Here is a 24755-nt window from a genome sequence, read left to right on the forward strand (position 1 = left end):
ACTCTATTATTATTTCTATTATCCATAGGCAACTTTTCTAATCATCAGTTTAATCCCGTATTCTTCTTCTATAGAAAAGTTTTCGTACACCCTATCTAATTTTCGCCTTCGTTGTCTACTAAGATGATAAGGGTGGGTATTCCCAATAGTAATCTTCTCATTTCCAAGAATGGCTGATTCAACTAGTAAACTTTTGCATTTAGCTCTATCTGTATAGTAATTACTATTATTAAATGCATAGTCAAACGCCTCTTCAGTAAATGTAGTTGACTGTCTAATTACTTCAATAATATCCAATATGTCTAAAAGACCTTCATGAGGATAGATCAATTTGCCTTGTTCCATTCGTTCATATATTTCTTTTGATAATTTTTCTGAATGGCGAAATCTTAATTTTTCGAAGGTAGTATCATCCTGAAGAGGAAATTCATCCATCATTTTTATGCCGTATCCGTGTTGCATATGGCATCTCATAAATGGCTGAAAACCGATTGGTAAAACATCATTAATTATAATTTTTTCATCCTCATCACTTGAGTATTGACCAGCAATATTAAACATACTTTTTGTACTAACTTGCCATTGTGGTATATGAAAAATCATCCCATGTTTTGTATTTTCAGTTCTGTCAATCATGTCTTGTGTTAACGGTTTCCATCGCTTTTCCTTACCGTCATAATAGCAGGTTGCAAAAAATAAAGCTACGTTAAAGTCATTTGTAATATCCAGCCAATTTGTCTCCAAACCGTAATGCTGTGCCAAAGCTTCAAATAGCACATCACTATAATGTGTTGCCCAGTTCTTTACAAAATCAAATTCAAATAAAAACATCCCAAACTCTGCAATCCGCATATCTGCAACAAGCTTATACAGTTCTTTATCGCTCTCGCTATTATATTGATTAAGCTTTCTAATTAATGAGGGGACACTCTTTGAAAATATTTGGTTTTCTCCACGGTAATAATTATTTCTTTCTGCCTGTCGTATAACCACTCCATGTGGATATTGCATGATAAAACCTGATGTTTTTGGATCCCTATAAAGAACCTCTTTATAAAATTCAAAGCGTGAATTACTTGGATTATCAGTATAAAAGTTTTTCCCTGCATAACTATCTTTTGTTACTGCCTCACACTCTTTTGCATCTTTTTCATTCTCATGGAGCAATGCTTTAATATCATCATATGTGATATCAATTATTCTATTGTCTAGTTTATCAGTGTATCTTCTTGAAATATATTCACTCATATACTCACTCCAATTGGAAACATGGGGACGTATCTCGTGTTCCAACCCACATTGAAACACAAGATACGTCCCGGTGTTTCATTATTGCTTAATTCTATTAAAAAATTATGGATTTAATAGATACCTATCATTATTCTTCTCAAATCTCCAAGCATCCCTGCACATCGCATAAATATCACGTTTAGCAGTCCATCCTAGTTCTCGCTCTGCTTTGGATACATCTGCATAACAAGAAGCAATATCCCCAGATCGGCGGTTTACAATTTCATAAGGGATTTCGATACCATTAGAATCCTCAAAAGCCTTTATTAATTGTAGAACACTCGTACCTTTGCCAGTTCCTAGGTTATAAATATGGACACCTTCAGTAAGATGATTCAATGCTGCTACATGCCCTTCAGCAAGATCCATAACATGAATAAAGTCTCGGACTCCCGTTCCATCCACTGTTGGATAGTCATCTCCGAATATTCCCAATTTATCCAATTTTCTAGTTGCTACTTGAGTTATGTATGGTAACAGATTATTCGGAATTCCATTAGGGGCCTCACCAATTAAGCCACTCTCATGTGCTCCCACTGGGTTGAAATATCGAAGGAGAGATACTGAGAATCCTGGATTTGCCTTTGCAATGTCACTTAGAATCCTTTCACTCATTGCTTTCGTTTCACCATAAGGATTCGTTGTTGGTAGGAGCTCCATTGTCTCTTCAAATGGTACCCTATTATCTCCATATACTGTTGCTGAAGAGCTAAAGACAAAACGATTAACATTGAATTTTCTACATGCCTTCGCAAGTACCATGGTACTAACAATATTATTGTAATAATACTCTAACGGCTTTTCTACAGACTCGCCAACTGCCTTTAGGCCTGCAAAATGAATAACACCGTCTATTTCATGTTTCGAAAAGACGGTGTCAACAGATTTTTCATTGGTCACATCTATTTGATAGAATATAACTTCTTTTTGTGTAATTTGTATTATCTGATCGATTGTTTGAGCTTTACTGTTGCATAAATTATCAGCAACAATAACAGAATGTCCAGCTTCTAACAATGATACACATGTATGGCTTCCTATGTATCCTGCACCACCTGTTACCAATATATTCAATTCCAACACCCACCTATATTTACTATGACAAAAGATTTCTTAAAAAATAAAAAAGCCTTGCAATCATATCAGCAAGACGTTTCACTAACTTTTTATTAATATACCGATTCCTTCTATACAAAGACAGGATTGTGATTGTAAAAAATTAGTGATATGTCAAATCCCTTCCCTTTGTTTCATTCCTGAATGAAACGCGAGATACGTCCCCATGTTTCACTTTTTGGTACATATAGGCTACAAATCGGAAAAGCAAAAATACTTTCTTGATTAACAGTACCTGAATGTCTAATTTGAATTTTTGTGGGCTTTACCCTTTTCCCCTGTTCTCTTTTGAAATTAATGACAGGCAACTGGATATCTCCATTTTTTGAAAAATAAAAACCATGCCAAGATACAGCATTAATCTTTATTGGCATGGGCATTCTTCCATATCGTGTTTGTAAACAGGCTGTTTTAAAGAAATTCCGTTTGGCTGCATCTATCATTATATCTAATTCACCCTGAGCATCTTGGTATTTATTTCTATTGACCGGGTTTATTTTCATTGTTAATAGGCATTTTCCATTTCTCATCACTCGAATTTTTGACATATTGCTAATCAACTCCACTATAAAAAAGAGACTAATTCAATGATATATTATCTTTTCCACTTAATTCTTTACTCGTAAAAGTCAATTCTTTGCTCGGTGTCATCACTGTCAGTTTAAATGCAACGGGATGATTCATATTATCCTTTTTTAAATACTCCCGAATTGGACCTAATTCAACAGTACCTTCGTCATCTGCTTCCAAAATAACTTCATAAAATCTTGGATTATCAATGCCAAATGTATGGCTTTGATGAAGTATAATCAATTGGTCGGATAGATATCGAAATGAAGTTTCAATTTGTTCTCCACCTTGGTGACTATGAATTCGATCATAAAATAAAACTACCAATTCTGCTAGGTTAATTACATCTTTAAAATTGATTGTGTCTTGATCTCGAATACCCCTTTCCGTAAAGTCAAAGCGTAAATCACCTTTCTGATTACGCCCCCAAGAACCATGAATAATATGGTTTCTTTTTAAACGCAATATATCATAAAATGCTAGTAATATATTATGATCGTCAACCGATATCGCTGAAGGGAGCGATAGTGTAGAGGCATTTTCTATACAAACTCTATATTTCTGATCAAACCTTCTTGGAACTTGTTGTCCATTACTATCTAGAAGCCATTCTATATACATATCAATCATTTTATAAGAACTAACAAATAGTAATGGACTCAGATCTTCGATAACTTGTACTCGCTTTTCACTTCCAAACTCGGAATACATTTGCATAATGTGTTCTTTCGTTCCATCCTTACGAAAGGCAACAGTTACATCTGAAGAAACGCCTGCATGCTTTTCAATTGCAATTAGACATTTTCGTAACACCCAATACTCATAGCCTGCCTTTTCCGTGAGCTCTTGTACGTTAAACATTTAAAAGCACCCCTTTAATCATATGCCAAGGTTTTATTAACCAATATACTCGTTTATAGCTAATCACTTCTTTTTTATTATGCTTAGACTCATATTAATAATGCGTTGTCATTTTCTTAGGATGAACTTCCAGCAAAGTTCAATCCAATAAAACCAAGGTTAAGTGTCAATCCTGAAAGTTGAATGCGTTTTATTAAACCTTTAATACCTTTAATTACCATAAGGCATCCCTCCTTCATTTGCTTTGCTGGATTGGTGTGTTCACCCAATGGACATTGAAGGAAGTCCTTCCTAAAGAAATGACTATTCTAGCATTAAAATTGAAAAAAGGAGCATGTGCAAGACATTACTCCCTATACCCCTTTTCAAATCGCCAAGCATCCCGGCACATCGTAATAATATCGCGTTTAGCAGTCCAACCAAGTTCTCGCTCCGCTTTTGAAGCATCGGCATAGCATGAAGCAACATCCCCAGGTCTCCGATCCACGATTTCATAAGGAACTTCCATATCATTAGCTTTTTCAAAAGCTTTCACTAATTCTAGTACACTAGTACCTTTTCCCGTTCCCAAATTATAAACACGAACACCTTCAGTTAGATTTTCCAATGCAGCAACATGGCCTTCAGCAAGATCCACTACGTGGATATAATCACGAACCCCGGTGCCATCCACCGTAGGATAATCATTTCCAAACACACGTAATTTTTCAAGTTTACCTTTTGCTACTTGAGTTACGTATGGCATAAGATTATTAGGGATTCCATTAGGAGCTTCACCTATTTGTCCACTCTCATGGGCACCTACTGGATTGAAATATCGAAGAATTGAAACTGAAAAAGAAGGGGTTGCATTTGCTATATCAGTAAGAATCCGCTCACTCATGGCTTTCGTTTCACCGTAAGGATTAGTCGTTGGTAAGAGATCCATTGTTTCTTCAAAAGGTACTTTATTATCTCCATACACTGTTGCAGATGAGCTAAAGACAAACCGATTGACACCATATTTTTGACAAGCTTTTGTTAGAACCATTGTACTAACAAGATTATTGTAATAATAGGCTAATGGCTCTTCTACTGACTCTCCTACCGCTTTTAGACCTGCAAAATGAATAACACCATCTATTTTATGATCTGAAAAGACTGTGTCAACTGCAAGTACATTGGTTACATCTATATGATAAAATGTAATTTCTTTATTTGTTATTCGCTTTACTTTATCTAGTACTTCTACTTTACTATTGTAAAGATTATCGGCAACAATCACATCATATCCAGCTTCTAGTAAAGCAATACAGGTATGTGAGCCTATATAACCGGCACCGCCCGTTACTAGTATATTCATTGCTGTCCCCCCTATTTACTTAAGTACTAAGAGTGTAATACATCAAATCAACTTCTAAACCCCAACAAATTCCAGGTGTATCAGGACCCAAAACAAAGGGATAGGAAGTTTCTTTACTCCATTAATAATTATCATGAAATATCTTCAATAATTTTTTCAATAATATTTATATCTAGATTGATATCAAATTTTCTAGCAAATAATTTATCTGACCTTTTCAAACTTTCGTAATCCTTAGAAGTTAAGACCTCGGGACTATTTTTCCCACTTGACCAATCTATATATCTTAGATTGTTATTTATTACTTTATCTTTAAATTTCGAGTTCATAATAAGAATTTGGAAAAAGTGTTCGTCTGGGCATGAAGTGAAGCTAAATTGTTTCATATAATCTGGGTTTTCCTTTAAAAATTCTAGAATATATAGCATACAATTATATGTTATTGTAAACCATTGGGAACCAAAATATAAATCAAGATTAATAAAGTTATTTCTTCTAATAAATAATTTTTGAGGATATCTTATCAGGTTATCAATAATCCTCATATACAGCTTCCTGTTATTCCTATTTTCTCTGAAAAAGTTATAGCATTTTAATCTCCAATAGTGTTGTGCTATATCCCTATATTCAATAAACTCTTTTCCTTTATTCTCCAATAAAAAGCTCTTAATATATTGTTTTGTTTTGATAGGAAAGTCCTGGCCACTAATTAGGCTGACATAATCATAGTTTTTATTAGACTCTTTTACTGCATTCATTAATTTCAAAGTGGCTAATACCTGACTAAACCCAGACCAATTTACACTTTCTCTTTCCCCTAATAAATAAACTTTTGAATTATATTGATAAATTTCCTCCAATTCTAAATATAACAAACTACTTTTCTTATCTATATGTAAATAAACATCCGTAGTTTCATCTAATAAAGTATCAATTAATTCTACTAACTGTTTTTTGCCATTATGAGCTTGTATTATATATGCTAAATTCATAAAATACCTCTTTCAAAAGGAACCTGTATATTTTATTTGAGTAAAAATATTCTTCTATCATTAAGTATGGGATCTTTCCCACATCGATAACCGTCTGTTGATGTGATGTTAACCGAAAAAACAACAAATTTTATTAATAAAAAAAGAAGAGTTCTACAATTAGTCAGTTGGACCAGATAGTCCCTTTATAAGGAGCATTTACAAGCACACGGATTCCGATCCCGAAGCCAGTATTCACGGGGCTGACTTAGCCAACAAGGCTGTCATGCACGTCTCTCCTTGTATTGTGCACATCTAGTGTTTTCGCTCACATAAACATTGAGCCACTTCGCTCATGAAAACGTGAGCCACTCCATTTCCAGTGAGAACACCGTCTTGATATGGAGTGAGAGGCATGATAGGCTTGTTGCCTCTCGAAACAAACCCTGTTGTGTCGCCTTTCGAGCTAAATCATGCCTTTGGAGGCTCAATGTCAGGACATTCCAGATTAACCATTTATAAAGTTAGAAGTGGCTCACAAAGATGTAATCGGAGTGGCTCAATATTTAATGAGCAAATACATCTAGTCCATTAATATATTTTAGGGTGGCTCTCTTTATGGCAGACATGTCACTATTATTTGTCTGAGGTACCCCTAAAATATGGTAGAGCTAATACCTTTTCCCACCCGTATACATAAAAACGATTTCTACCACATTAGCAACTTAATTCGCAGCGAGACGACACCATATACATTTATAAAAATAGCAATTATGCAATTGATTGATTTATTTATGTTCTGTGTTTATTATTCCCCTAAATAAAAATGATTCAACGAGTAATTTAAACAAAGGCCTAGTTTCCCTAAATATCAATAGTGCAAATGTCGATGATAATACTTCAGCAAAAATAGTTCCTACTGCGGCCCCTACTGCACCATATTTTGGAATCAGAACTAAATTGCATACGACATTTACTATTGCTCCAATACCAATAAAGTACTTAAGATATTTAATTTGATTTTCAGATATGAGCCATATTGATCTTGCTGTTCCTATAAGAGAAAAAATTCTTGACCATATTAAAATTATTAAAACCCCTATTGATTCTGTAAATTGACTACCAAATATCAATAAAATAATTGGTTTTGCAAGGGCAGTTATAAATATCGAGGCAATAATACCAATCCATATAATAGAACAAAATAACTGCTTTGTTCTTTTAATATATAGATCTTCATTGTTATCTTTTGCAGTCATTATTACTGGCCTTGCAGATTCAATAATTGCTAACGGAATAAAAATCCATAATCCTGCGACTGTCATTGCTGCAGCATAAATCCCGACTGTAGATTCATCAGTCATCTGACCCAGCATAATTTTATCCATTTGAGTATAGACTGTTACAAGTAAACCTGCGATTATAAAATTGTAACCTTGTAACAATAAATGTTTTGCTGTTTCTATAGAAAAGCTAAATTTAGGACCTTTATGTTTAAAATAAAAGATAACTAGAAAAACTCCAATAACAGCAGCCTCTAAAATAGTAGAAATTGCAAAGAATTCTACTGAGGCCCCAATATAGATTAGTATCAGTCTCCAAGTTGATATTATAGTAAAAGCTATCGATTTTGAGATAACTGCATATTTTGATTGTAGATTGGACTGAAACCAAAATCCCACAGTATCAAAAGCCAAAAATATTAATGAAATTGATTGAATAAAAGTGATTAACTGTAAAGTAATATTACTTGGATTCAAATATACTACTATCACATAAACCATTATTATGGAAAACAATGATGACAATATACGTAGTACAATTGAAGTACCAATTAGTTTTCCAGTATCTTTTCTACTTTTTATTATTTCATGAACTAAAATGCTATCAATACCTAGGTTACTTATTGTTGTAAAAATAGCTACATATGCAGCTCCATAGCTTATTAAACCATAATTATAGGTCCCCAAATAGCGTGCCATTAGGGAGGTTACTACCAAGGATAAAGCCATACGAAATACTTTCTCAAATAACAACCAACCTGTATTTTTGAATAATTTACTCTTTATTTTGCTTTTAATTAAATTAAATATATTCATAAAATAGTTTATAATACCCTTCTCCCGATAACTATATAAATCCAACTTATAAAGTTAACATTTGATTTAGTTTCTGAAATACGACTTAATCTTTTATGCGACTTACTTTAAAATGCTTTTTTAACAGCCACATATGATTTTGAGATGTTAAATTATAAACGTGGACTTAATCGTACTTATAAAATCGACATAAAAATGACTGACCTGCTCCACAAGCCCTTATTAAGTAGTAATAGCCAGTGCAGTGAAAGTAGGTCGGCCATTTTTATACTTATGCCGGAAAATTAAGTGACTTATATAAATTGTGTTTATAGTCTAGTCTTTAGTATAAAATTATTACCAAGAGAATAATTAGTAAATTTTGCTGATAATATGATTTCTACTCATAAAAACTCAATGTATTTAGTATAACCTGTTTATTACACATAAATTTCTATTCATTTTTATCAAATAGTACTCTTTCTAAATAATTAATACCAGTTTCTTTTAGTTGTATAGCTTTTTTATCATAGCCTTCATAACTTACTTTTCTACTTAAATCATATTTATCAACGTCTTCTAAATAGATTAATCTGTCCATCATATCCAACTGATTTAACAATGTTTCAATCCTATCATCATCCGGATTGGTTTCTTTGAAGGTTAAGGTCCAAAAGTCCTTTTTATAAATTGTAGAAAATATTGTTCCATGGAAGGAATTTGTTAGGATTAGTTTTGCATTCTTTATTAAGCTTAAGAATTCACTAGGAGTTGAATGTTTAGATACCTTAAAACCTCTTGCATAATTCCCTTTATATATCCAAGATTTAATATCTATTGTTACTACTGGCATTCCGAGCTCTTTGGATATTTTTTTAATTATTTTATACGTATCAGGATAATATGCAGTACCATAATAAAAAATATAATCTCCTTTTATCTCTCTTTCACTTACGATTGTATCCCAAAACTTGGAATCATAGAGCAGAGTCGGATCAGGTACAATTTCGACGTCTTTTTTAACTAATTTACCTAACCATTCTTGCCCATTTTTTTCCCTAACTGAAATTTCATAAAAGTCGGCTAGATATTCTTCATATTTCTTAATATTGTCTGTACTGGTTAAAATATTTCGCCCACCTAAACTTGGAGCATAAGCCACTTTCTTTATATTTTTTGCAAATGGTAAATAATAGGCATCATCGTAATCACGACAATTAATATTCCATATTTGATCGCTACCACAAACAAGAATATCGTAATTTTTTTCAATACCACTCAGTTCTTCTAATGTTTCATAAGATTCACTTGAAAGTATAAATTTGTCTTTAATAAAGTTATTAAAGTCATTAAATCGGCTTTTGAACATAGGATAAAAAGCAGTAGTTATAGTATTCTTAATAATATTTCTAATAGAATTATTTTCATTATATAAGGCATACATTCTTTGTTGTTCTTTGTTAGAAAAATCTATTATTTCTACATTAAATTTAAATTTATCCTTTAATATAGTTTGCATTGCATATGTTTGAAGCATAGATCCCATATTATGAGATGCATGAAATGTAATTAATCCAACCTTTTTCATTTTACTTTCTCCTTCGCATATATAAGTTATTAATAAAGTGAACCTTTTCTCAATAGATTTAGAATAATGCTATATATCAATATTTAATACTTTACTTCATTTCATAGATTTAGATGTTATTTCATCATAAATCATATTAACTATATCCATATCTACATTTTCATCAAACTTCCGAGCAAATAATTTATTTGAACTCATTAGTTCATTAAAGTCATTAACTCTGAAGATATATGGATTTCCCTTAGACCAGTCAATATGCCTCATATTCATATCATATTCATTACTTGAGGATTCTCCATATAGGTTTCTTTTAAAATAGGAGTTAATAATTAGTGTTTGTAAAAATACTTCATCACAAAATATTGTATTCGCATATAACTTATATATATCATCCTTTTTTCGTATAGTAAATTCTGCTAGATTATGAGTAATACTAAACCAGTTAGCACCTTTTGCAAAGTTAATATTTTTATTTCTAACAATGCAAAGTTTTTTTTGAGTTTGGATAATTATACTGTTTAAGAGCCTTTTTATTATTGATAGAAAATCCTTTTTTCTGCCAATTTCATTAAAAAGATGGAAATACTTTACTCTACTTTTATCCCAATCCTTTTCAATACCAACAAACTCTTTACCATAATTTTGTTCAAAAAAGTTATGAATATATTTTTGTGACTTAATTGGTAAGTCAACCCCAGATAATAGATGATAGTACTTATAATTCTGAGATATAGCTTTTTCTAGTAAAGATATCTCACAGATAACTTGACTAAGTCCTCCCCAATTAACTTTCATTCTATCTATAAAATATATATTCGATTTTTGAGGAATTTTGCTAAAATATTCTTTATCAAATATGCTTACTTTTAAATCAACATGTAGGTATATATCATTACTCTCATCATCAAGAAGTCTTATTAAAATTTCCAGAACCCTAAAATTATTGTGTGCCATTATTAAATATGCATGTTTTTTCAATTACAAATATCCTTTCAAACATACTTTAACTTTGAATCTCGTTTAAACCCGAATTTTCAATAAGAGGTGTTCCTATTGAAAAGCAACTTTATTTTTCTATTGAATTTTAACAATTTGCAATAAACTGACGGAAAGGATAGATAAAGCTTGATCTGTATAAACATTTTCCTACTTTTCCCTCTATATTCCTGCATAAGAGTTCTTATTATTCCATTAAGTTCAGGGTAATTTTTCTTTATATCGTATTCAATAAATTTAATAGCACCATTACTTGATAAATTCCTTTGGGTAAATAAATAAATCAAGCAAGAGTTATAATTATAAAAGAAATTATCAATAATCTTTTCATTTTTTATTGCATATTCGATTTTTTTCAATCTAATATCATTTTTATTTCTGATAAATTTATAGGTCCTAATTAATGCATTCAATGCATCAAACCTTTTAATATTATAAATATGAGATATTGATCCTTCTCTTTGAACATAGAAAGAAAGCACTTGGCTAATAAAGAAAACTCGCCTTGCCGATAATAGGGCTTTTATAATAAATTCTTGATCCTCACCATTTACACACCCTTCAACATATTTTAAATTATTCCTAATTAATAAATCTCTTCTATATGCAATGCTTCCTGTCCAAATATGCAAAGTTCTATTAATAATATATTTTTCTAGTATATCGATACCGTTCATAGTTGTTGAATTAGAATCGTATCTTTCAAAGTAATTCATTATTGTTTCACTATCAACTTTCACTACATTGTAACCCCAGTAAACAACGTCAGGTTCGTGTTCATTTATACAGTTATAAATTATACTTACCAAGTTTTCTGAAACATAGTCATCACCATCTAAGAAAATCACATAATTGCCCGTACTTTCACTTAGCCCAATATTTCTTGCTGAACTTACTCCGTTATTAGCTTTATTAATCAATTTAGTATTTTTAAGTCTATTCTCAGAAATAATTTTTTTAACGATGTTATAAGTAGAATCTGTTGATCCATCATTCACTATTATTACTTCAAAGTCACTTTCTGTTTGACTTATTAATGAAGATAATGTTTTTTCAATATATTTTTCGACATTATATACTGGTATAACAAAACTAAGTTTCATTTGTTTCTCCCTAAACCTCCAATCATATTGTCAAAACTTTAGCATGTGAGCAAAAAATAAAAAACCCGCCACATTCTAAATTCTGAATGATAGTAAGGGCTTCCCAAATACTAACAATACACAGAATTAAGAAGTAACAAGCTTTTTCACAAGATTATGTAAAGAGTTTAAACTCTATTTTTCTACACAATCTTAAATTCCAGGTACTTTACTGGAGACGAAAGAGAGAAAACCACCCCAATGCCCTCAAAAGCATAAGAATACAATTAAATCAATAAACTTCACCCTGTAATTCAATTCTATTTTTAATATCTGCCAAACGATAGAAAAGGTCTGCCATAAAAAGTTAATACCCGATGTCTACAAAAACAATGGCACCCTATTCTTGAGAAAATAGTATTTTTTATTCAGCTATTTCTGTGTAAGGTTTGAAATTGGCTCCTAAATAATATTTTTTTATAAATATTCCTAGCTAGCCTAAAATTAATGGAAACAACTAATGCAAAGCACTTACTGCTTAATTTGTATCTACTAAACATATATTTTATTAAGTTGCTCTTAACATTTTTTCTCAGTCTATTTATGACATTTTCATCGGGATAATCAGCAATAACAATTTTTCTTAGCAAAGCCACATTGTGCCGAGTGTAGGTATTAACCTGAATTTGTAGCATATGAGGATACTCATTCTGAACAAATTCCATTAAATGCTCTGATGCAAATAATAGATCTAGATCTCTTGGCCTAAATAAACTATTACTTATACTTCCTTCAGTTATTCTGTAATAATACTTTGGTATTGAATTAAAAACAATTTTATTTGATATATAGAAAAGTTTGTAAGTGGTATACACATCTTCATAGTATTTTCCTGTCGGAAATCTAATAGTATCAAATAAATTTGCTTTAAATAATTTATCGCAGGCATGAGAGTGGAATTTCTCATCCCTTAATAATTCTTTTATTGCAAGCTCAGGTATATAACAAATTTCTTCAAATTTTTTCTTTTTAATGGATACTTCATTTGAAAAACGAGAAATTCCACAAATAGAAATTTCTGCTTCGTATTTTTTTATTAAATCGTATAATAATCTATACATATCTCTTTCAATATAATCATCACTATCTACAAAACCAATAAAATTTCCTGTTGCAATATCTATACCGGCATTTCTAGCATCAGAAAGACCGCCATTTTCCTTATGGATAACCTTTATTCGATGGTCCTTTTTCATATACTCATTGCATATATCACCACTTTTATCAGTCGATCCATCGTTTACCAAAATAACTTCTAAGTTAGTAAATGTTTGTTCAAGTATGCTATCCACACATTGGATTAAATACTCTTCCGTATTATAAACAGGCACAATAACACTAATTTTGTCCATAAATACCTAATACCCCACTATTTTCATATTTACATAATGATATCTTCCTAAGTGATATTGTATTTGAGTTACAATCAGGAAAAAGATTTTACTTTCCCTTTTCCCCCATCCCAAAATATTATTGCCAAAAAAATTGATAAGGATAAATATCATTCCATTCTGGTCTATAGATTTGTATAACTGTTGAATATAAGAAGAATAGTAACACTACTATCATTATTATTAGTGTTCTTAGATTTTTATCTCTAATACTATTAATTACATTTGGTAAATAAGCTATCAAAAATACACTAAAGTAGACCCCAACACGATTTAATAGACTGAATTTCATGGATATAATCTCAATTACAATACCAACCAGAATAAATAAAGAAAATATTCTATAGTCAACTTGGCTAAAATTTTTCGGTTGATCTATATTACTTTGTTTCCCAAACTGTTTTTGCACTATAAAACGCCCAAATAATAATATAAATGTAATTACAATAATATTCAGTATAGTAGCAAGGCGAATATTATCATCAAGATAAACCCCTCCAAGATAATACTGGTATAGAGGAAATATTCCCAAGGCTAGTTCTAATAGTGGACCAAAAAATGTTAATCCACTTACCGCAATAGCTAGAGACGTTAACACTGTCTTTAAGTTAAACTTCAACTGAGCAATAGGATATGCTAACAAAAAGATTATTGCTGTTCTATGAAATAACGATGCAAACAGTACTAGTAAAATAAATGGCAGCACCTTCTTTTTTTTAATAAAATCGTAGGAAAGCAACAATATTACGATTGCAATATTTTGACGGATAGTATTCATCATTTGTCCCCAATATCCTAACGCAAAAAAAAGAAAGGTACTTATCCATGGGATTTCCGAATATTTTATAATGAATCTGTAAAATCCACATATAATTAATATGCTACTAGCAATTAGTATTATTTGAGGATTTGGTGTAATTAAATTTAATACTTTGTTGAGTAAAACATATCCAACCTCATAACGCGAATCGAACAATTCTAATTCGAAGTCAGGCGAGATAGTAAAAAGGTATAAATAGGTTGCTGTATCATTACCTATACTGCTTGATCTAAATGCTGAAAGGAAACCCAGTAATCCTAACGTTAAAAACAAATAAACGTGTCTTGAATTTATCACTATTTTATTCCATAAGGCTGTTAATATAATATAAAAACTTAAGGTAAAATAAATCCACAAAAAAATCACTCCGAAACACATTCGTTATTTCTAAATAAAACCAAATATTTCATGGTCATCAATTTATTATTTGAATATTTTATCATATAGTTATATTATAATTCATAGTAAAGATTTTCTAGCTTTTTTGACTCTTCAATAATGTCAAATCCATATTTCATGACTTTTAAATAAGAAACAGATCTATCATTTTCGCTTTTAGCACTCAAAATTTCTGTTGCCCACTTTTTAGATTTATCATTTAAACTTAAATAGTGGAAGTTATCTGTGACATTTGCTTCTTGTGGAACCACATCCGATGCATAGCAGGGTAAACCAGAACATTGTGCTTCAAGAAGAACAATACCCAACCCTTCAAATAGTGATGGAAGAACAAAAACATCCATAACTTGTAATAAATCGGAAATATCATTACGTTGGCCTAAAAATAAAACATCATTTTTTAGACCTAATCGCTCCACCTTTTCTTTTACTTTAGTTAGTAAGGGGCCATTACCAACAAGGATTAGCTTTGCCTTCTCCTTCTGCCATTTTATATCTTTAAATATATCAATTAAAAACATATGGTTTTTTTGTTCATTGAAACGACCTATATGTCCTATTACAAGATTATCTTCTAACCCCATCTCTTTACGTTTTTGATTCCTTACTAGTTCGTTATATTTAAATTTCTCACAATAAATAGCATTATTAATAACTATAACTCTTCCATCATTTGAAGCCTTTTTACCATAATACAATTCCCCTGCAGGCCTAGAACAAGCCAAAAATTTGTTTGCTTGTCCTTTTATTGGAAGACATAAAATTTTATTACGTATAGCATTTAGCCTTTTATCAGAAAACTTTGTTGTGTGAACATGAGTTATCAGATGTTTAATCTTGTATTTTCTCGCTATTGGTAATATGATTGAGTTTAAATAGACTTCATGTAGATGAACAGCACTATATTTTCTTGCATTTTCCTTAAAAAAGCTTTTATACTCAGTATAGCTTTTTATTGAAGGCTTTCTTAAAAGATAATAATTTCCTCCCAATTCAGTTATTTCATCCTTATGGTTTTTTTCATCTTCAATAAAGTAAAGGAAATCAAACTGGATTTTATTACGATTTATGTGCCTATAATAATTCATTATGACTCCCATAACACCACTACTTACGCTCAGACTTGAAACAATTTGTAGTATTCTTATCTTTTCCATACACATTTACTCCAAACTATTAGTTATTACCTGTATATTTTTAACTGTCATATATTAGACTTTAAGAGATGCTCCTTCTTTACTTTCCGATATTTTTTAACCGAACCTATAATATGACTAAACGTAAAGTAAGATGAAACTACTTGGTTCAAACCTATAAATCTAAACACTTTATACGTCATTTTTATAGTTTTTAACTTATTGCCAGACTTAGAGGTCTTTGAAATTCTATATATTAAAAGTGGTTCGTTTATTCCATGAGCAACCGCACCTGTTTTAAGAACTCTAAGCCATACAGCATAGTCCTCATGCATTTCATCTTTCTCCATTTTTATATCTTTAAAAAAGTGTTTCTTTAATAAAACTGACGAACAAGTAATTACGTTTTGTCTCAGCAATTTTTTATAGGACACAAGACTTGGAATCTCAAATACACCACTGTAAGGAACGCTATTTTCATTGATATACGAACTTCCTGTAAATAAGAATTCTGCTGAAAACTCATTAGCATATTTTAGCTGCTTCTCAATCTTTGTTTTCTCCCATATATCATCGCTATCTAAAAAGGCAATCCAGTCACCTGATGCTAAAGAGATGCCTTTGTTCCTTGTTTCTGAAACACCTATATTCATTTCATTCTTTACAAAATTAATTCTTTTGTCTTGTGTGCTTAATCGTTCTATAATTTTCAAAGTATTATCTTTTGAGCCATCATCTATTATTATTAGTTCTAAATTCTCATATGTCTGAGATAATACGGAATTTATAGAGTCCTCAATATATCTTTCACTATTATAAGCTGGCATTATCACGCTTACTAAATTCTTTTGGTTTGTCATGAATTTCCTCTCCATAATAATCCACCCTTACATAGAATGGGTTTCAGTTTTCATTATTGATTCCTCAAATGACGTAGTTTCGTAATTAATCAAACTACCATTATTCAAAATATAAACACCCAACATATCTTTATCATAAACGAATGATCCAAAAACCTTCTTTACTGTCCCTGATAATTTAAGACCTATGAAAACAGCCCCATTAAGAAACTTTGATATCGTTATATCCTTGCCATTAGCTTTTGTAATAAGCCTTACTAATTCAGTAGAATTTACATACTCCTTATTCTGCGGAAAGTATACACCACCCACTCCATTATCAATTACTAATCTAATAAATTCTGATAAGTTATCAATATATATCATGCTACGCTTATTTTCTATATCAGGAAAGAATGGAAGCTTTAAAGCTAATTTTGCTAGTCTCCTATAATTTCCTGGACATCCCTTTCCATAAACTATAGGTGGTCGGAGAACCGCAACGTTAAAATCATCAGAACTAATCTCGAATAAAAGCTTTTCTGCTTCATATTTTGACTGGGCATAGGGAGTCTTTGGTGTTGGTATAGTATCTTTAGTAATATAGCCAGTTTCCGTACCATAAACCCCCATAGTACTTAAAAATATGAATTGCTTCACACCTGCTTTTTTGGCTTTCTTAGCAAGTTCTACTGTTAAATCTCTATTTACTTTAAAATACTTCCCCGTATCGTTTTCTTTAACATGAACAATTGCTGCTGTATGAAAAATGACGTCATATCCAGAGAATGACTTTTCCTTCCAATGGTCATCTCTTATACTAATAAAATCTACAGAATACTTATCAGGATATTGTGAAACCCATTTTTCAAATGAAGTACCTATATAACTATTAACTCCTGTTATAAGTATCCTTTTCATTTCAAAACCTTCTCCTCTTTAGTAGATGCTACTTCTGCAGATCCTAAATTAATATCTACCAAATACTTGTTAACATATCTACCTTCGCCAAATAACACAACACCAACAGTCCTAATAATTATTTTCAGATCAAGTAACAGGCTATAATGCTCTACATAATAAACATCAAACTTATACCGGTCTCCTAAAGAAAGATATATGTTACCACTTACTTGAGCTAATCCTGTCATACCCGGATTCATATTAAGCCTTTTAGAAATTTCTTCAGTATAATCAGCTAGTGATGCTACTCGTTCAGGTCTTGGACCAACAAGGCTCATTTCACCTTTTAATACATTTAATACTTGAGGAATTTCATCAATTTTACTTCTTCTAAGGAACTTTCCAATGGCTGTGACCCGGTCATCATCTTTCATTACTTCTTGGCCTTTAACCATTTTTTCTGAACCCGGTCTCATCGTTCGAAACTTATAGACTTTAAAGATTTTCTTATTTAACCCTGGTCTATCTTGTAAGAAAAACACTGGGCCAGGAGATGTAGCCTTGATTAAAATCGCAATTAGAACCCATATTGGAAGAAATGGAATAAGAACTATTAACGAAACAACAATATCAAATAAACGTTTAATTAATTTTTGAAATTTCTTATCCTCCATGACTATACCTCTATCTCATAATCAATAGGAATTAAATACCCATCAACTAGTTTTATAGAACCGTCATCTTTATTTGTTTTAGCAGACCAAATTCTGTATGTTTTATCCCCATCTTTGTAAAAAGCACCTGGGTAGGGATGAGTAACAGCTCTTACCAATTTATCAGCTTCATCCATAGTCATACTACTTAAAATTTCACCATCTTCTGGCTTTCTCCCAGGCCATTCAGTAGCATCTATTTCATTCTGCTTTGTAAGAGTAATATTATTACTGACGATATCCTCCAAGTACTTTGAAATTAGAGTAATGTGCATATCATCAACTTTTTGGTAAAGTTGGGTTGCTGTGGTATTGTGATTTAATGTAATAACCCCTTGACCGATAATATCACCGGTATCAACACCTTCATCCAGCTTAAACATAGTGACACCTGTTTTTTCTAACCCCTTAATAATTGCCCATGGTATTGCCGCTCTTCCTCTACCGACCGGCAATAATGTAGGATGCATACCGATACAACCATACGTAGGTGCTTCAAGAACATCTTTCTTAGCAATTTGCGACCAACCAATAATAAACAACCAATCAATCTGGTATTCCTTTAAAGCGGAAAGAACCTCTTGATCGTTGATATTATCAATCTTCAATAGAGGTGCATTGTTTTCATTTGCAATATCATCTAAATAGATTCTTCCAGACTTATTCTTTGCTTTTTCATCTTTAAGCGTAATAAGTAAATCTAGATTTCCACCAATTCGATATATTTCTTCAATACAACTTAGTCCTAACTGAACGCAAGTTGCAAACGCAATTCTCTTTTTCAACGTATACCATCCTCTCTGCTATCTAGAATCCACGTCTAAATACACTCTCAAAGGCTTCTGCATAAACCATGCCTGATTGCCCACCACGGTAAGCTGCTAGTCCTTTGATTGCTTCCTTACTTCTAGGATGAGGATAATCTCTCATAACTCCACGATATTGTGCGAGAGCCTCTATTTTTTTATCCACACTCAACTCACCAACTTCAATAAATGTATTTGGTGAAAATTGGTTCATGGCTTTATTTAATCCCCATTCAGTAGATGATGGAACTTCCATGAAAAGTAGTTCTTTAAGAGGGGCTACATCATTCCTTCTTTGGAATAACCTAACCGCTGCTTGGCATGCCATAGAAGTGTGTAAGTGGTCGTTATTTAAGTCGGCTGGATGATGAGTAAATACTACATCAGCATTTGTTTCAAGAATTGCTGCTTCAATAAACTGAACAAGTTTTAAATGACCTGCATTGTTAAACTCTATATTCGGAAAATTACCTGTGATAACTCTATCAACACCTAATATATTCATAGAGTTGTTCACATCTTCGTTAAGCTCATCGGTAGTAGGACGGAAGTTTCTCGCATTCACTTCTCCTGATAAAATGCAGACATTTACTGAATGTCCTTCTTGAGCGAGCTTATACATTGTAGCGCCCGCCCCTAAAACCTCATCATCTGGATGTGCAACAACAACTAAATATGACATATGATTTAACCTCACTTGTTTTTTATTCTCAACTCTTGTAATCTATAAATTAGCCCTTTATCGGCTTTTTAGTTGGTTAGGACTTAATTGGAATATCCTCTTCCAACCAACTACTAACCTACTAAATCTTATCTACTTCCAATAGCCACCTCGTAATATCTATTCAATCTGCCTAACAAATACGAAATAGATATTCACTAATTAATCGCTATAAACCGAGTTTCTTCCTATTATATATACCATTCAATCAATCTATAAATCTCACTAAAATCGTCTCAAACTCTTATCCCGCAAGGTTTCCAGCATCTTATCTGATTACGATACTCAGTTCCCATCCACCATTCAATCACTCCCCCACCCTTTAAAACCCGAAGGTCCAATGCACAATAAATCAAAATCTCCTAATCATTGGATCTCTCCTCATTTGCTCAAACATACCTGACTATTACAACATATACTCCCATCTACCATTAAAGAAACGGAACCTCACCATCATCTTTTTCACGATCATCCTCCGAAGAGTGAACACTACACTCTATCTCACCATTCACATAACGAATCTCCCCACCAACCGGACAAATATCATTGCCATCCTCCAATAAAAACTCCCTAAACACCATATCTGAATGCACCCGATTTTCAAGATTCAAATAAGCTGAATATATCTTTTTCAACATCACCCTATTAGATTGACAAACATCCGCCTTTGACTTTTCAATTATTCCAACAACAGACGGAACAGCTATTGCAGCAAGTAATCCTATTATGATGAGAACCGCCAATACCTCTACCAACGTAAATCCCTTGCTATTTAAATACTTTTTATTTAAAGTCTTTTTGAAGTTTTTCATAACCTTATCTCCAACTACCAGTTACAAAAAGCAGATGGTCTTATTAACAAACAAATAAATAAAAACCCCCACCACAAATTACTAGAATTATAGGCAGGGGTCATACTTTAATATATAAAATTCTGTATAAACGCGACAACCATCACTACATATTTTCAATTAACCAACACATAAAACAAAGCTTTTCACAAAACCATCAATTCGCAACCGCCCGCTCCAAAACCTTCCTATTATTCGCCAAGCCCAAAACAAACCCCTGAAGTTCATTCTCTTCCATCTCTAAATAATGCCCAATCAAATAATCAATTTCCTCCCTAGGCTGCAAGGTCGTCTTCCCAATAAAAATCTTCGGGAATACTGCTTCTTTATGAACTTCATTCTCCCCAAGGAGTTCCTCATACATCTTCTCCCCAGGTCGAATGCCAGAAAATTTGATTCCAATTTCCTCTATTGTATAACCCGAAAGCTGAATCAAGTTCTTAGCCAAATCCACAATCTTAACAGGCTCACCCATATCCAGCACAAAGATCTCCCCACCACTAGCAAGCGCTCCTGCTTGCATGACGAGTCTTGAGGCTTCTGGAATAGTCATGAAATATCGAGTCATATCAGGATGAGTAACGGTAACCGGTCCACCTGCTTGGATTTGTTTTTTAAACAAAGGAATGACACTTCCACGGCTTCCGAGCACGTTTCCAAACCGAACAGCAACAAATTTTGTTTTGCTATGCTTGGCCAATTCCTGTACAATCATTTCCGCAATTCGCTTCGTCGAGCCCATCACATTCGTTGGATTTACGGCTTTGTCGGATGAAATTAACACAAATGTATGTACACCAAATGCATCAGCAGCGGTCGCCACATTTTTGGTTCCAAGTACATTATTTTTCACGGCTTCCTTTGGATTGTATTCCATCAATGGTACATGCTTGTGCGCAGCTGCATGGTAGACGACATCCGGCCTATGTACTTCCATGACTTCATGGATACGCTTTTTATCCTGAACATCGGCAATCACAGGAATGATTTCGAATTCATCCTGATATTTGTTACGTAGCTCCATATCAATCTGGTAAATGGAGTTTTCTCCATGACCGAGGAGAAGAATTTTACTTGGACCAAATTTACAAACCTGGCGGCAGATTTCCGATCCGATTGAGCCGCCTGCACCTGTGACTAGAACGGTTTTTCCAGTTAGTTTTTTCGAAATGCTTTCCATATCGAGTTGGACTGGGTCACGGCCGAGTAGGTCTTCTACTTCCACCTCACGGAATTGATTGACGGAAACCTTTCCTGTCATGATATCCTCGACCATTGGCATCGTTTGGATTTTGATGTTTGTTTTTAAGCATTCTTCGTAAATTCGCTTCATTTCTTTCCCTTTTAAGGAAGGAATGGCAATGATGATCTGTTCGATAGCCTTTTCTTCCACAACCTTAGTTATCTGTCTCATGCTACCAACAACAGAGATGCCAAAGAACTGAAGGTTTCTTTTCTTAAAGTCATCATCGACAAAGGCAACCGGAAGTAATTCAGATTCTTTATTATTAATAAGCTGTCTTGCCACCATTGTTCCGGCGGCGCCTGCACCAACTATTAAGGTTCTTTTTTGATTAGTTAATTTTCTAATATAACGATCTCGGAACATCCTCCAGGAAAATCGGGAACCACCGATTAGGAGAACGTGAAACATCCAGGTTAACATTAAAACTCGGAGATACATATCGCCCTCTAAGATGAGCTGCACGATTCCTGTGACGGTGATGGAAAGCGTGACGGCCTTGATGATTGCGATTAATTCATTCACGCTCGCGTATTCCCATGCTTTTTTATAAAGGCTATAGCTAAAAGCAAAAATATGATGACTGATTAATAGGGTAATTGAGCTAATGATAAGCAAGGGAACGGTGTAGAAGTTTGTGTAAGGATGTAAGATAAAATAGCCGATAAAAATAGAAAATAGCACAATGAATGAATCCAGAATAAATAAAAATGAAAGCCGTTTTTGATAGCTCAATTGATATCCCTTCTTTAACTAGATTAGAGTAGTCGTTTTTTTACACATTTGGTCAAAATTTCTTGTTTCATCTATTTACAAGTGGTTTAAGGTGAAATAAACTATAAATAATTTCATTTATTTTATCTCCTGCTTTTTGAGGAGATTTCCCATGTATTCCATTAATGGTGCCCTTAATTCATCATTTTGGAGCGCGAAATCTAAAGTTGTTTTAATAAAACCAATTTTCTCTCCGACATCATAGCGTTTTCCTTCAAAATCATAGGCAAAGACTCGTTGGATTTCGTTTAATTTTTGGATGGCGTCTGTCAGTTGGATTTCTCCGCCTGCACCTGTTTCTTGCCGATCTAAGAACATGAATATTTCTGGAGTAAGGATATATCTTCCCATAATTGCTAAATTAGAAGGAGCCGTTCCCTGCTTTGGTTTTTCTACAAAATTCTTTACTTCGTATCTTCTGCCGCTAGTTGAGAGCGGGTCAATAATACCGTAACGATGAGTCTCTTCCTCTCGAACATGTTGGACCCCAATAATGGATGAGCGAGTTCGTTCATGCTGATCGATTAATTGCCTTAAGCATGGAGTTTCTGATTGGACAATATCGTCTCCCAGTAGAACAGCAAAAGGTTCGTCTCCAATAAATTTCCGTGCACACCAAACCGCGTGTCCCAATCCCTTTGGTTCCTTTTGGCGGATATAGTGGATATCAACCTTTGAAGGTTCTTTCACTTTTTCTAGCAAATCATATTTTTCCTTTTGAATTAAGGTTTCTTCAAGTTCAAACGCATTATCAAAATGATCCTCAATCGCTCTTTTGCCCCGTCCAGTAACAATAATGATATCCTCTATACCTGATTCCATCGCTTCTTCGACTATGTATTGAATTGTGGGTTTATCTACAATCGGTAGCATTTCTTTTGGCATGGCCTTTGTTGCAGGAAGAAATCTCGTTCCAAGGCCAGCTGCCGGTATGATAGCTTTTTTTACCTTACTCAAATAGAACCCTCCTTAATTTCCTCTGATTTTCCATATTAATATATCGAAATAACATTTTTATCCAAAAATAAATATCTAATGAAAAAACATGGATAAGTATGTTCTCTCATTAGATATTTATTACCTTAATTATTAATAATACCGGGCATCTAACCCGACCTCACATCACACTCTCGACGACATGCGTCTAAGGTAATATGGCTTATTACCCACAGTGTAACCGAGTGCCTCCATTGATAACGGCGGGGAGACATTACCGTATGTCTTTCACTTTTGCTGCACAAAATAAAAAAGCGATTCCTGGTAGTCACTACCTCTTCTTATTTCATAGAATAATGACTATATTTCTATATTCCAAATACCTCATTCTAGAATAGCCCCAAAAATTTTTTTGCTCGGATTGGCTCTGGCGCTTCACGGAAGATATGACTTCCACTTATTAAGAGCTCGGCATTTTCAGTAAAGTAATAGATTGTGTCAACTCCATATTTCTGTTCGACAACATCTAGCGCCTCATTCATGATAAATGATCTAGTGGTTATATTATGAGCATCTGATGCAATAAAATGGGTGAGGTTCGCCTCAATTAATTGTTCTGTAAATCTCTTAATCTTCTTTCCAAATTTCCCCGTTAGGCTAGCAGCCGTAATTTGCGTAGCTGCCCCGTTATTAACTAAATCGTATATCATATTTGGATTTTGTAAGAGTTCCGCATTGCGTTCAGGATGAACAATGATTGGCTTAAGACCTTTTAGTTGGATATCATATAGGAGCTGGCTTGCATATCTTGGAACATAGCCAGATGGGAATTCAATAAAAAGGTAACTAGAATTACCTGCGAGAGTTAAAATTTCATTCTTATCATAATATTCTAACAATTCTCCAAAGACTCGGCATTCCTGACCTGGAAGTACATTGAGTTTGATCCCTTCCTCTTTAAATGCTTCATTTAGTTGATGAACCTTTTTAATAATACTTGTTTTGGAATTCTCATATTTTCCATTTCTATGGTGAGGAGTGGCAATGATTGTCTCGATTCCTTCACTAACTGCCTGTCTGGCCATAGCTATACTGTCTTCCAAACTTTGAGCTCCATCATCGATCCCAGGTAGTATATGTGAGTGTATGTCAATCATGGAAAACCCTCCAAAATAATGTTAATGAAACCAAAGTTACAAGAACCAACAAAATTAGGCAAATTAATCCTATTAGATAGTAGTATACTACCAATTTTTTGCTAGGTAAATA

22 protein-coding genes are annotated in these 24755 nt (G+C 33.0%); all 22 read right to left on the minus strand.

Going from position 1 to position 24755, the window contains the following annotated elements:
* Window positions 1-18: 18 nt before the first annotated feature.
* Window positions 19-1248 carry an FRG domain-containing protein gene (locus tag BQ6100_RS18585; protein WP_075983024.1) on the minus strand — a complete coding sequence of 410 codons (1230 nt, stop codon included), beginning with the start codon at window positions 1246-1248 and terminating at the stop codon, window positions 19-21.
* 105 nt (window positions 1249-1353) lie between these two features.
* Window positions 1354-2364, minus strand: a complete 1011-nt coding sequence (galE, locus tag BQ6100_RS18590) for a UDP-glucose 4-epimerase GalE (RefSeq protein WP_075983025.1) — start codon at window positions 2362-2364, stop codon at window positions 1354-1356.
* Between the two features lie 176 nt (window positions 2365-2540).
* Entirely contained in the window at window positions 2541-2954 is a 414-nt protein-coding gene (locus BQ6100_RS18595) for a hypothetical protein (RefSeq protein WP_075983026.1), read from the minus strand.
* Window positions 2955-2985: 31 nt separating this feature from the next.
* Window positions 2986-3837 carry a hypothetical protein gene (locus BQ6100_RS18600; protein ID WP_075983027.1) on the minus strand — a complete coding sequence of 284 codons (852 nt, stop codon included), beginning with the start codon at window positions 3835-3837 and terminating at the stop codon, window positions 2986-2988.
* A 346-nt stretch (window positions 3838-4183) separates the two neighbouring features.
* Complete coding sequence (gene galE / locus BQ6100_RS18605) at window positions 4184-5179, minus strand: UDP-glucose 4-epimerase GalE (protein WP_075983028.1); 996 nt, start codon at window positions 5177-5179, stop codon at window positions 4184-4186.
* A 131-nt stretch (window positions 5180-5310) separates the two neighbouring features.
* A complete protein-coding gene (locus BQ6100_RS18610) occupies window positions 5311-6171 on the minus strand; it encodes a beta-1,6-N-acetylglucosaminyltransferase (RefSeq protein ID WP_075983029.1) in 861 nt (286 codons plus the stop codon).
* 767 nt (window positions 6172-6938) lie between these two features.
* Complete coding sequence (locus BQ6100_RS18615) at window positions 6939-8249, minus strand: flippase (RefSeq protein ID WP_075983030.1); 1311 nt, start codon at window positions 8247-8249, stop codon at window positions 6939-6941.
* Window positions 8250-8682: 433 nt separating this feature from the next.
* Window positions 8683-9816, minus strand: coding sequence for a polysaccharide pyruvyl transferase family protein (locus BQ6100_RS18620; protein ID WP_075983031.1), 1134 nt, complete (start codon window positions 9814-9816; stop codon window positions 8683-8685).
* Between the two features lie 96 nt (window positions 9817-9912).
* Window positions 9913-10794 carry a beta-1,6-N-acetylglucosaminyltransferase gene (locus tag BQ6100_RS18625; protein WP_084780485.1) on the minus strand — a complete coding sequence of 294 codons (882 nt, stop codon included), beginning with the start codon at window positions 10792-10794 and terminating at the stop codon, window positions 9913-9915.
* A gap of 56 nt (window positions 10795-10850) precedes the next feature.
* Complete coding sequence (locus BQ6100_RS18630; RefSeq protein ID WP_075983032.1) at window positions 10851-11915, minus strand: glycosyltransferase family 2 protein; 1065 nt, start codon at window positions 11913-11915, stop codon at window positions 10851-10853.
* Window positions 11916-12322: 407 nt separating this feature from the next.
* Entirely contained in the window at window positions 12323-13306 is a 984-nt protein-coding gene (locus BQ6100_RS18635) for a glycosyltransferase family 2 protein (RefSeq protein ID WP_075983033.1), read from the minus strand.
* Window positions 13307-13424: 118 nt separating this feature from the next.
* Window positions 13425-14522, minus strand: coding sequence for an EpsG family protein (locus BQ6100_RS18640; RefSeq protein WP_075983034.1), 1098 nt, complete (start codon window positions 14520-14522; stop codon window positions 13425-13427).
* 95 nt (window positions 14523-14617) lie between these two features.
* Entirely contained in the window at window positions 14618-15721 is a 1104-nt protein-coding gene (locus BQ6100_RS18645) for a glycosyltransferase family 1 protein (protein WP_075983035.1), read from the minus strand.
* A 47-nt stretch (window positions 15722-15768) separates the two neighbouring features.
* Window positions 15769-16560, minus strand: a complete 792-nt coding sequence (locus tag BQ6100_RS18650; RefSeq protein ID WP_084780612.1) for a glycosyltransferase family 2 protein — start codon at window positions 16558-16560, stop codon at window positions 15769-15771.
* Window positions 16561-16587: 27 nt separating this feature from the next.
* On the minus strand, window positions 16588-17460 hold the full coding sequence (locus BQ6100_RS18655; RefSeq protein WP_075983037.1) for an NAD-dependent epimerase/dehydratase family protein: 873 nt from the start codon (window positions 17458-17460) through the stop codon (window positions 16588-16590).
* Entirely contained in the window at window positions 17457-18116 is a 660-nt protein-coding gene (locus BQ6100_RS18660; protein WP_075983038.1) for a sugar transferase, read from the minus strand. The genes BQ6100_RS18655 and BQ6100_RS18660 overlap by 4 nt, the downstream gene beginning before the upstream one ends.
* A 2-nt stretch (window positions 18117-18118) precedes the next feature.
* On the minus strand, window positions 18119-18940 hold the full coding sequence (locus BQ6100_RS18665; protein ID WP_075983039.1) for a formyltransferase family protein: 822 nt from the start codon (window positions 18938-18940) through the stop codon (window positions 18119-18121).
* Window positions 18941-18962: 22 nt separating this feature from the next.
* Window positions 18963-19643 carry a PIG-L deacetylase family protein gene (locus tag BQ6100_RS18670; protein ID WP_075983040.1) on the minus strand — a complete coding sequence of 227 codons (681 nt, stop codon included), beginning with the start codon at window positions 19641-19643 and terminating at the stop codon, window positions 18963-18965.
* Between the two features lie 470 nt (window positions 19644-20113).
* On the minus strand, window positions 20114-20494 hold the full coding sequence (locus BQ6100_RS18675; protein ID WP_075983041.1) for a competence type IV pilus major pilin ComGC: 381 nt from the start codon (window positions 20492-20494) through the stop codon (window positions 20114-20116).
* Between the two features lie 196 nt (window positions 20495-20690).
* Window positions 20691-22511, minus strand: a complete 1821-nt coding sequence (locus BQ6100_RS18680; protein ID WP_075983042.1) for a polysaccharide biosynthesis protein — start codon at window positions 22509-22511, stop codon at window positions 20691-20693.
* Between the two features lie 117 nt (window positions 22512-22628).
* The gene (gene galU / locus BQ6100_RS18685) at window positions 22629-23507 is read right to left on the minus strand and encodes a UTP--glucose-1-phosphate uridylyltransferase GalU (RefSeq protein WP_075983043.1); all 879 of its coding nucleotides are present in this window, start codon (window positions 23505-23507) and stop codon (window positions 22629-22631) included.
* A gap of 368 nt (window positions 23508-23875) precedes the next feature.
* Entirely contained in the window at window positions 23876-24643 is a 768-nt protein-coding gene (locus BQ6100_RS18690; RefSeq protein WP_075983044.1) for a tyrosine-protein phosphatase, read from the minus strand.
* Window positions 24644-24755 lie beyond the last annotated feature (112 nt).

The organism is Bacillus massilinigeriensis (genome assembly GCF_900117315.1).
GTDB lineage: Bacteria > Bacillota > Bacilli > Bacillales > Cytobacillaceae > Bacillus_BE > Bacillus_BE massilionigeriensis.

What these genes read in the sequence shown, in the direction of transcription:
- BQ6100_RS18645 (WP_075983035.1), bottom strand. Translation starts at nt 15,721, where the DNA reads ATGGAAAAGATAAGAATACTACAAATTGTTTCAAGTCTGAGCGTAAGT.
- BQ6100_RS18615 (WP_075983030.1), bottom strand. Translation starts at nt 8,249, where the DNA reads ATGAATATATTTAATTTAATTAAAAGCAAAATAAAGAGTAAATTATTC.
- BQ6100_RS18595 (WP_075983026.1), bottom strand. Translation starts at nt 2,954, where the DNA reads ATGTCAAAAATTCGAGTGATGAGAAATGGAAAATGCCTATTAACAATG.
- BQ6100_RS18660 (WP_075983038.1), bottom strand. Translation starts at nt 18,116, where the DNA reads ATGGAGGATAAGAAATTTCAAAAATTAATTAAACGTTTATTTGATATT.
- BQ6100_RS18675 (WP_075983041.1), bottom strand. Translation starts at nt 20,494, where the DNA reads ATGAAAAACTTCAAAAAGACTTTAAATAAAAAGTATTTAAATAGCAAG.
- BQ6100_RS18690 (WP_075983044.1), bottom strand. Translation starts at nt 24,643, where the DNA reads ATGATTGACATACACTCACATATACTACCTGGGATCGATGATGGAGCT.
- BQ6100_RS18630 (WP_075983032.1), bottom strand. Translation starts at nt 11,915, where the DNA reads ATGAAACTTAGTTTTGTTATACCAGTATATAATGTCGAAAAATATATT.
- BQ6100_RS18655 (WP_075983037.1), bottom strand. Translation starts at nt 17,460, where the DNA reads ATGAAAAGGATACTTATAACAGGAGTTAATAGTTATATAGGTACTTCA.
- BQ6100_RS18610 (WP_075983029.1), bottom strand. Translation starts at nt 6,171, where the DNA reads ATGAATTTAGCATATATAATACAAGCTCATAATGGCAAAAAACAGTTA.
- BQ6100_RS18585 (WP_075983024.1), bottom strand. Translation starts at nt 1,248, where the DNA reads ATGAGTGAATATATTTCAAGAAGATACACTGATAAACTAGACAATAGA.
- BQ6100_RS18635 (WP_075983033.1), bottom strand. Translation starts at nt 13,306, where the DNA reads ATGGACAAAATTAGTGTTATTGTGCCTGTTTATAATACGGAAGAGTAT.
- BQ6100_RS18600 (WP_075983027.1), bottom strand. Translation starts at nt 3,837, where the DNA reads ATGTTTAACGTACAAGAGCTCACGGAAAAGGCAGGCTATGAGTATTGG.
- BQ6100_RS18670 (WP_075983040.1), bottom strand. Translation starts at nt 19,643, where the DNA reads ATGTCATATTTAGTTGTTGTTGCACATCCAGATGATGAGGTTTTAGGG.
- galE (WP_075983028.1), bottom strand. Translation starts at nt 5,179, where the DNA reads ATGAATATACTAGTAACGGGCGGTGCCGGTTATATAGGCTCACATACC.
- BQ6100_RS18620 (WP_075983031.1), bottom strand. Translation starts at nt 9,816, where the DNA reads ATGAAAAAGGTTGGATTAATTACATTTCATGCATCTCATAATATGGGA.
- BQ6100_RS18650 (WP_084780612.1), bottom strand. Translation starts at nt 16,560, where the DNA reads ATGACAAACCAAAAGAATTTAGTAAGCGTGATAATGCCAGCTTATAAT.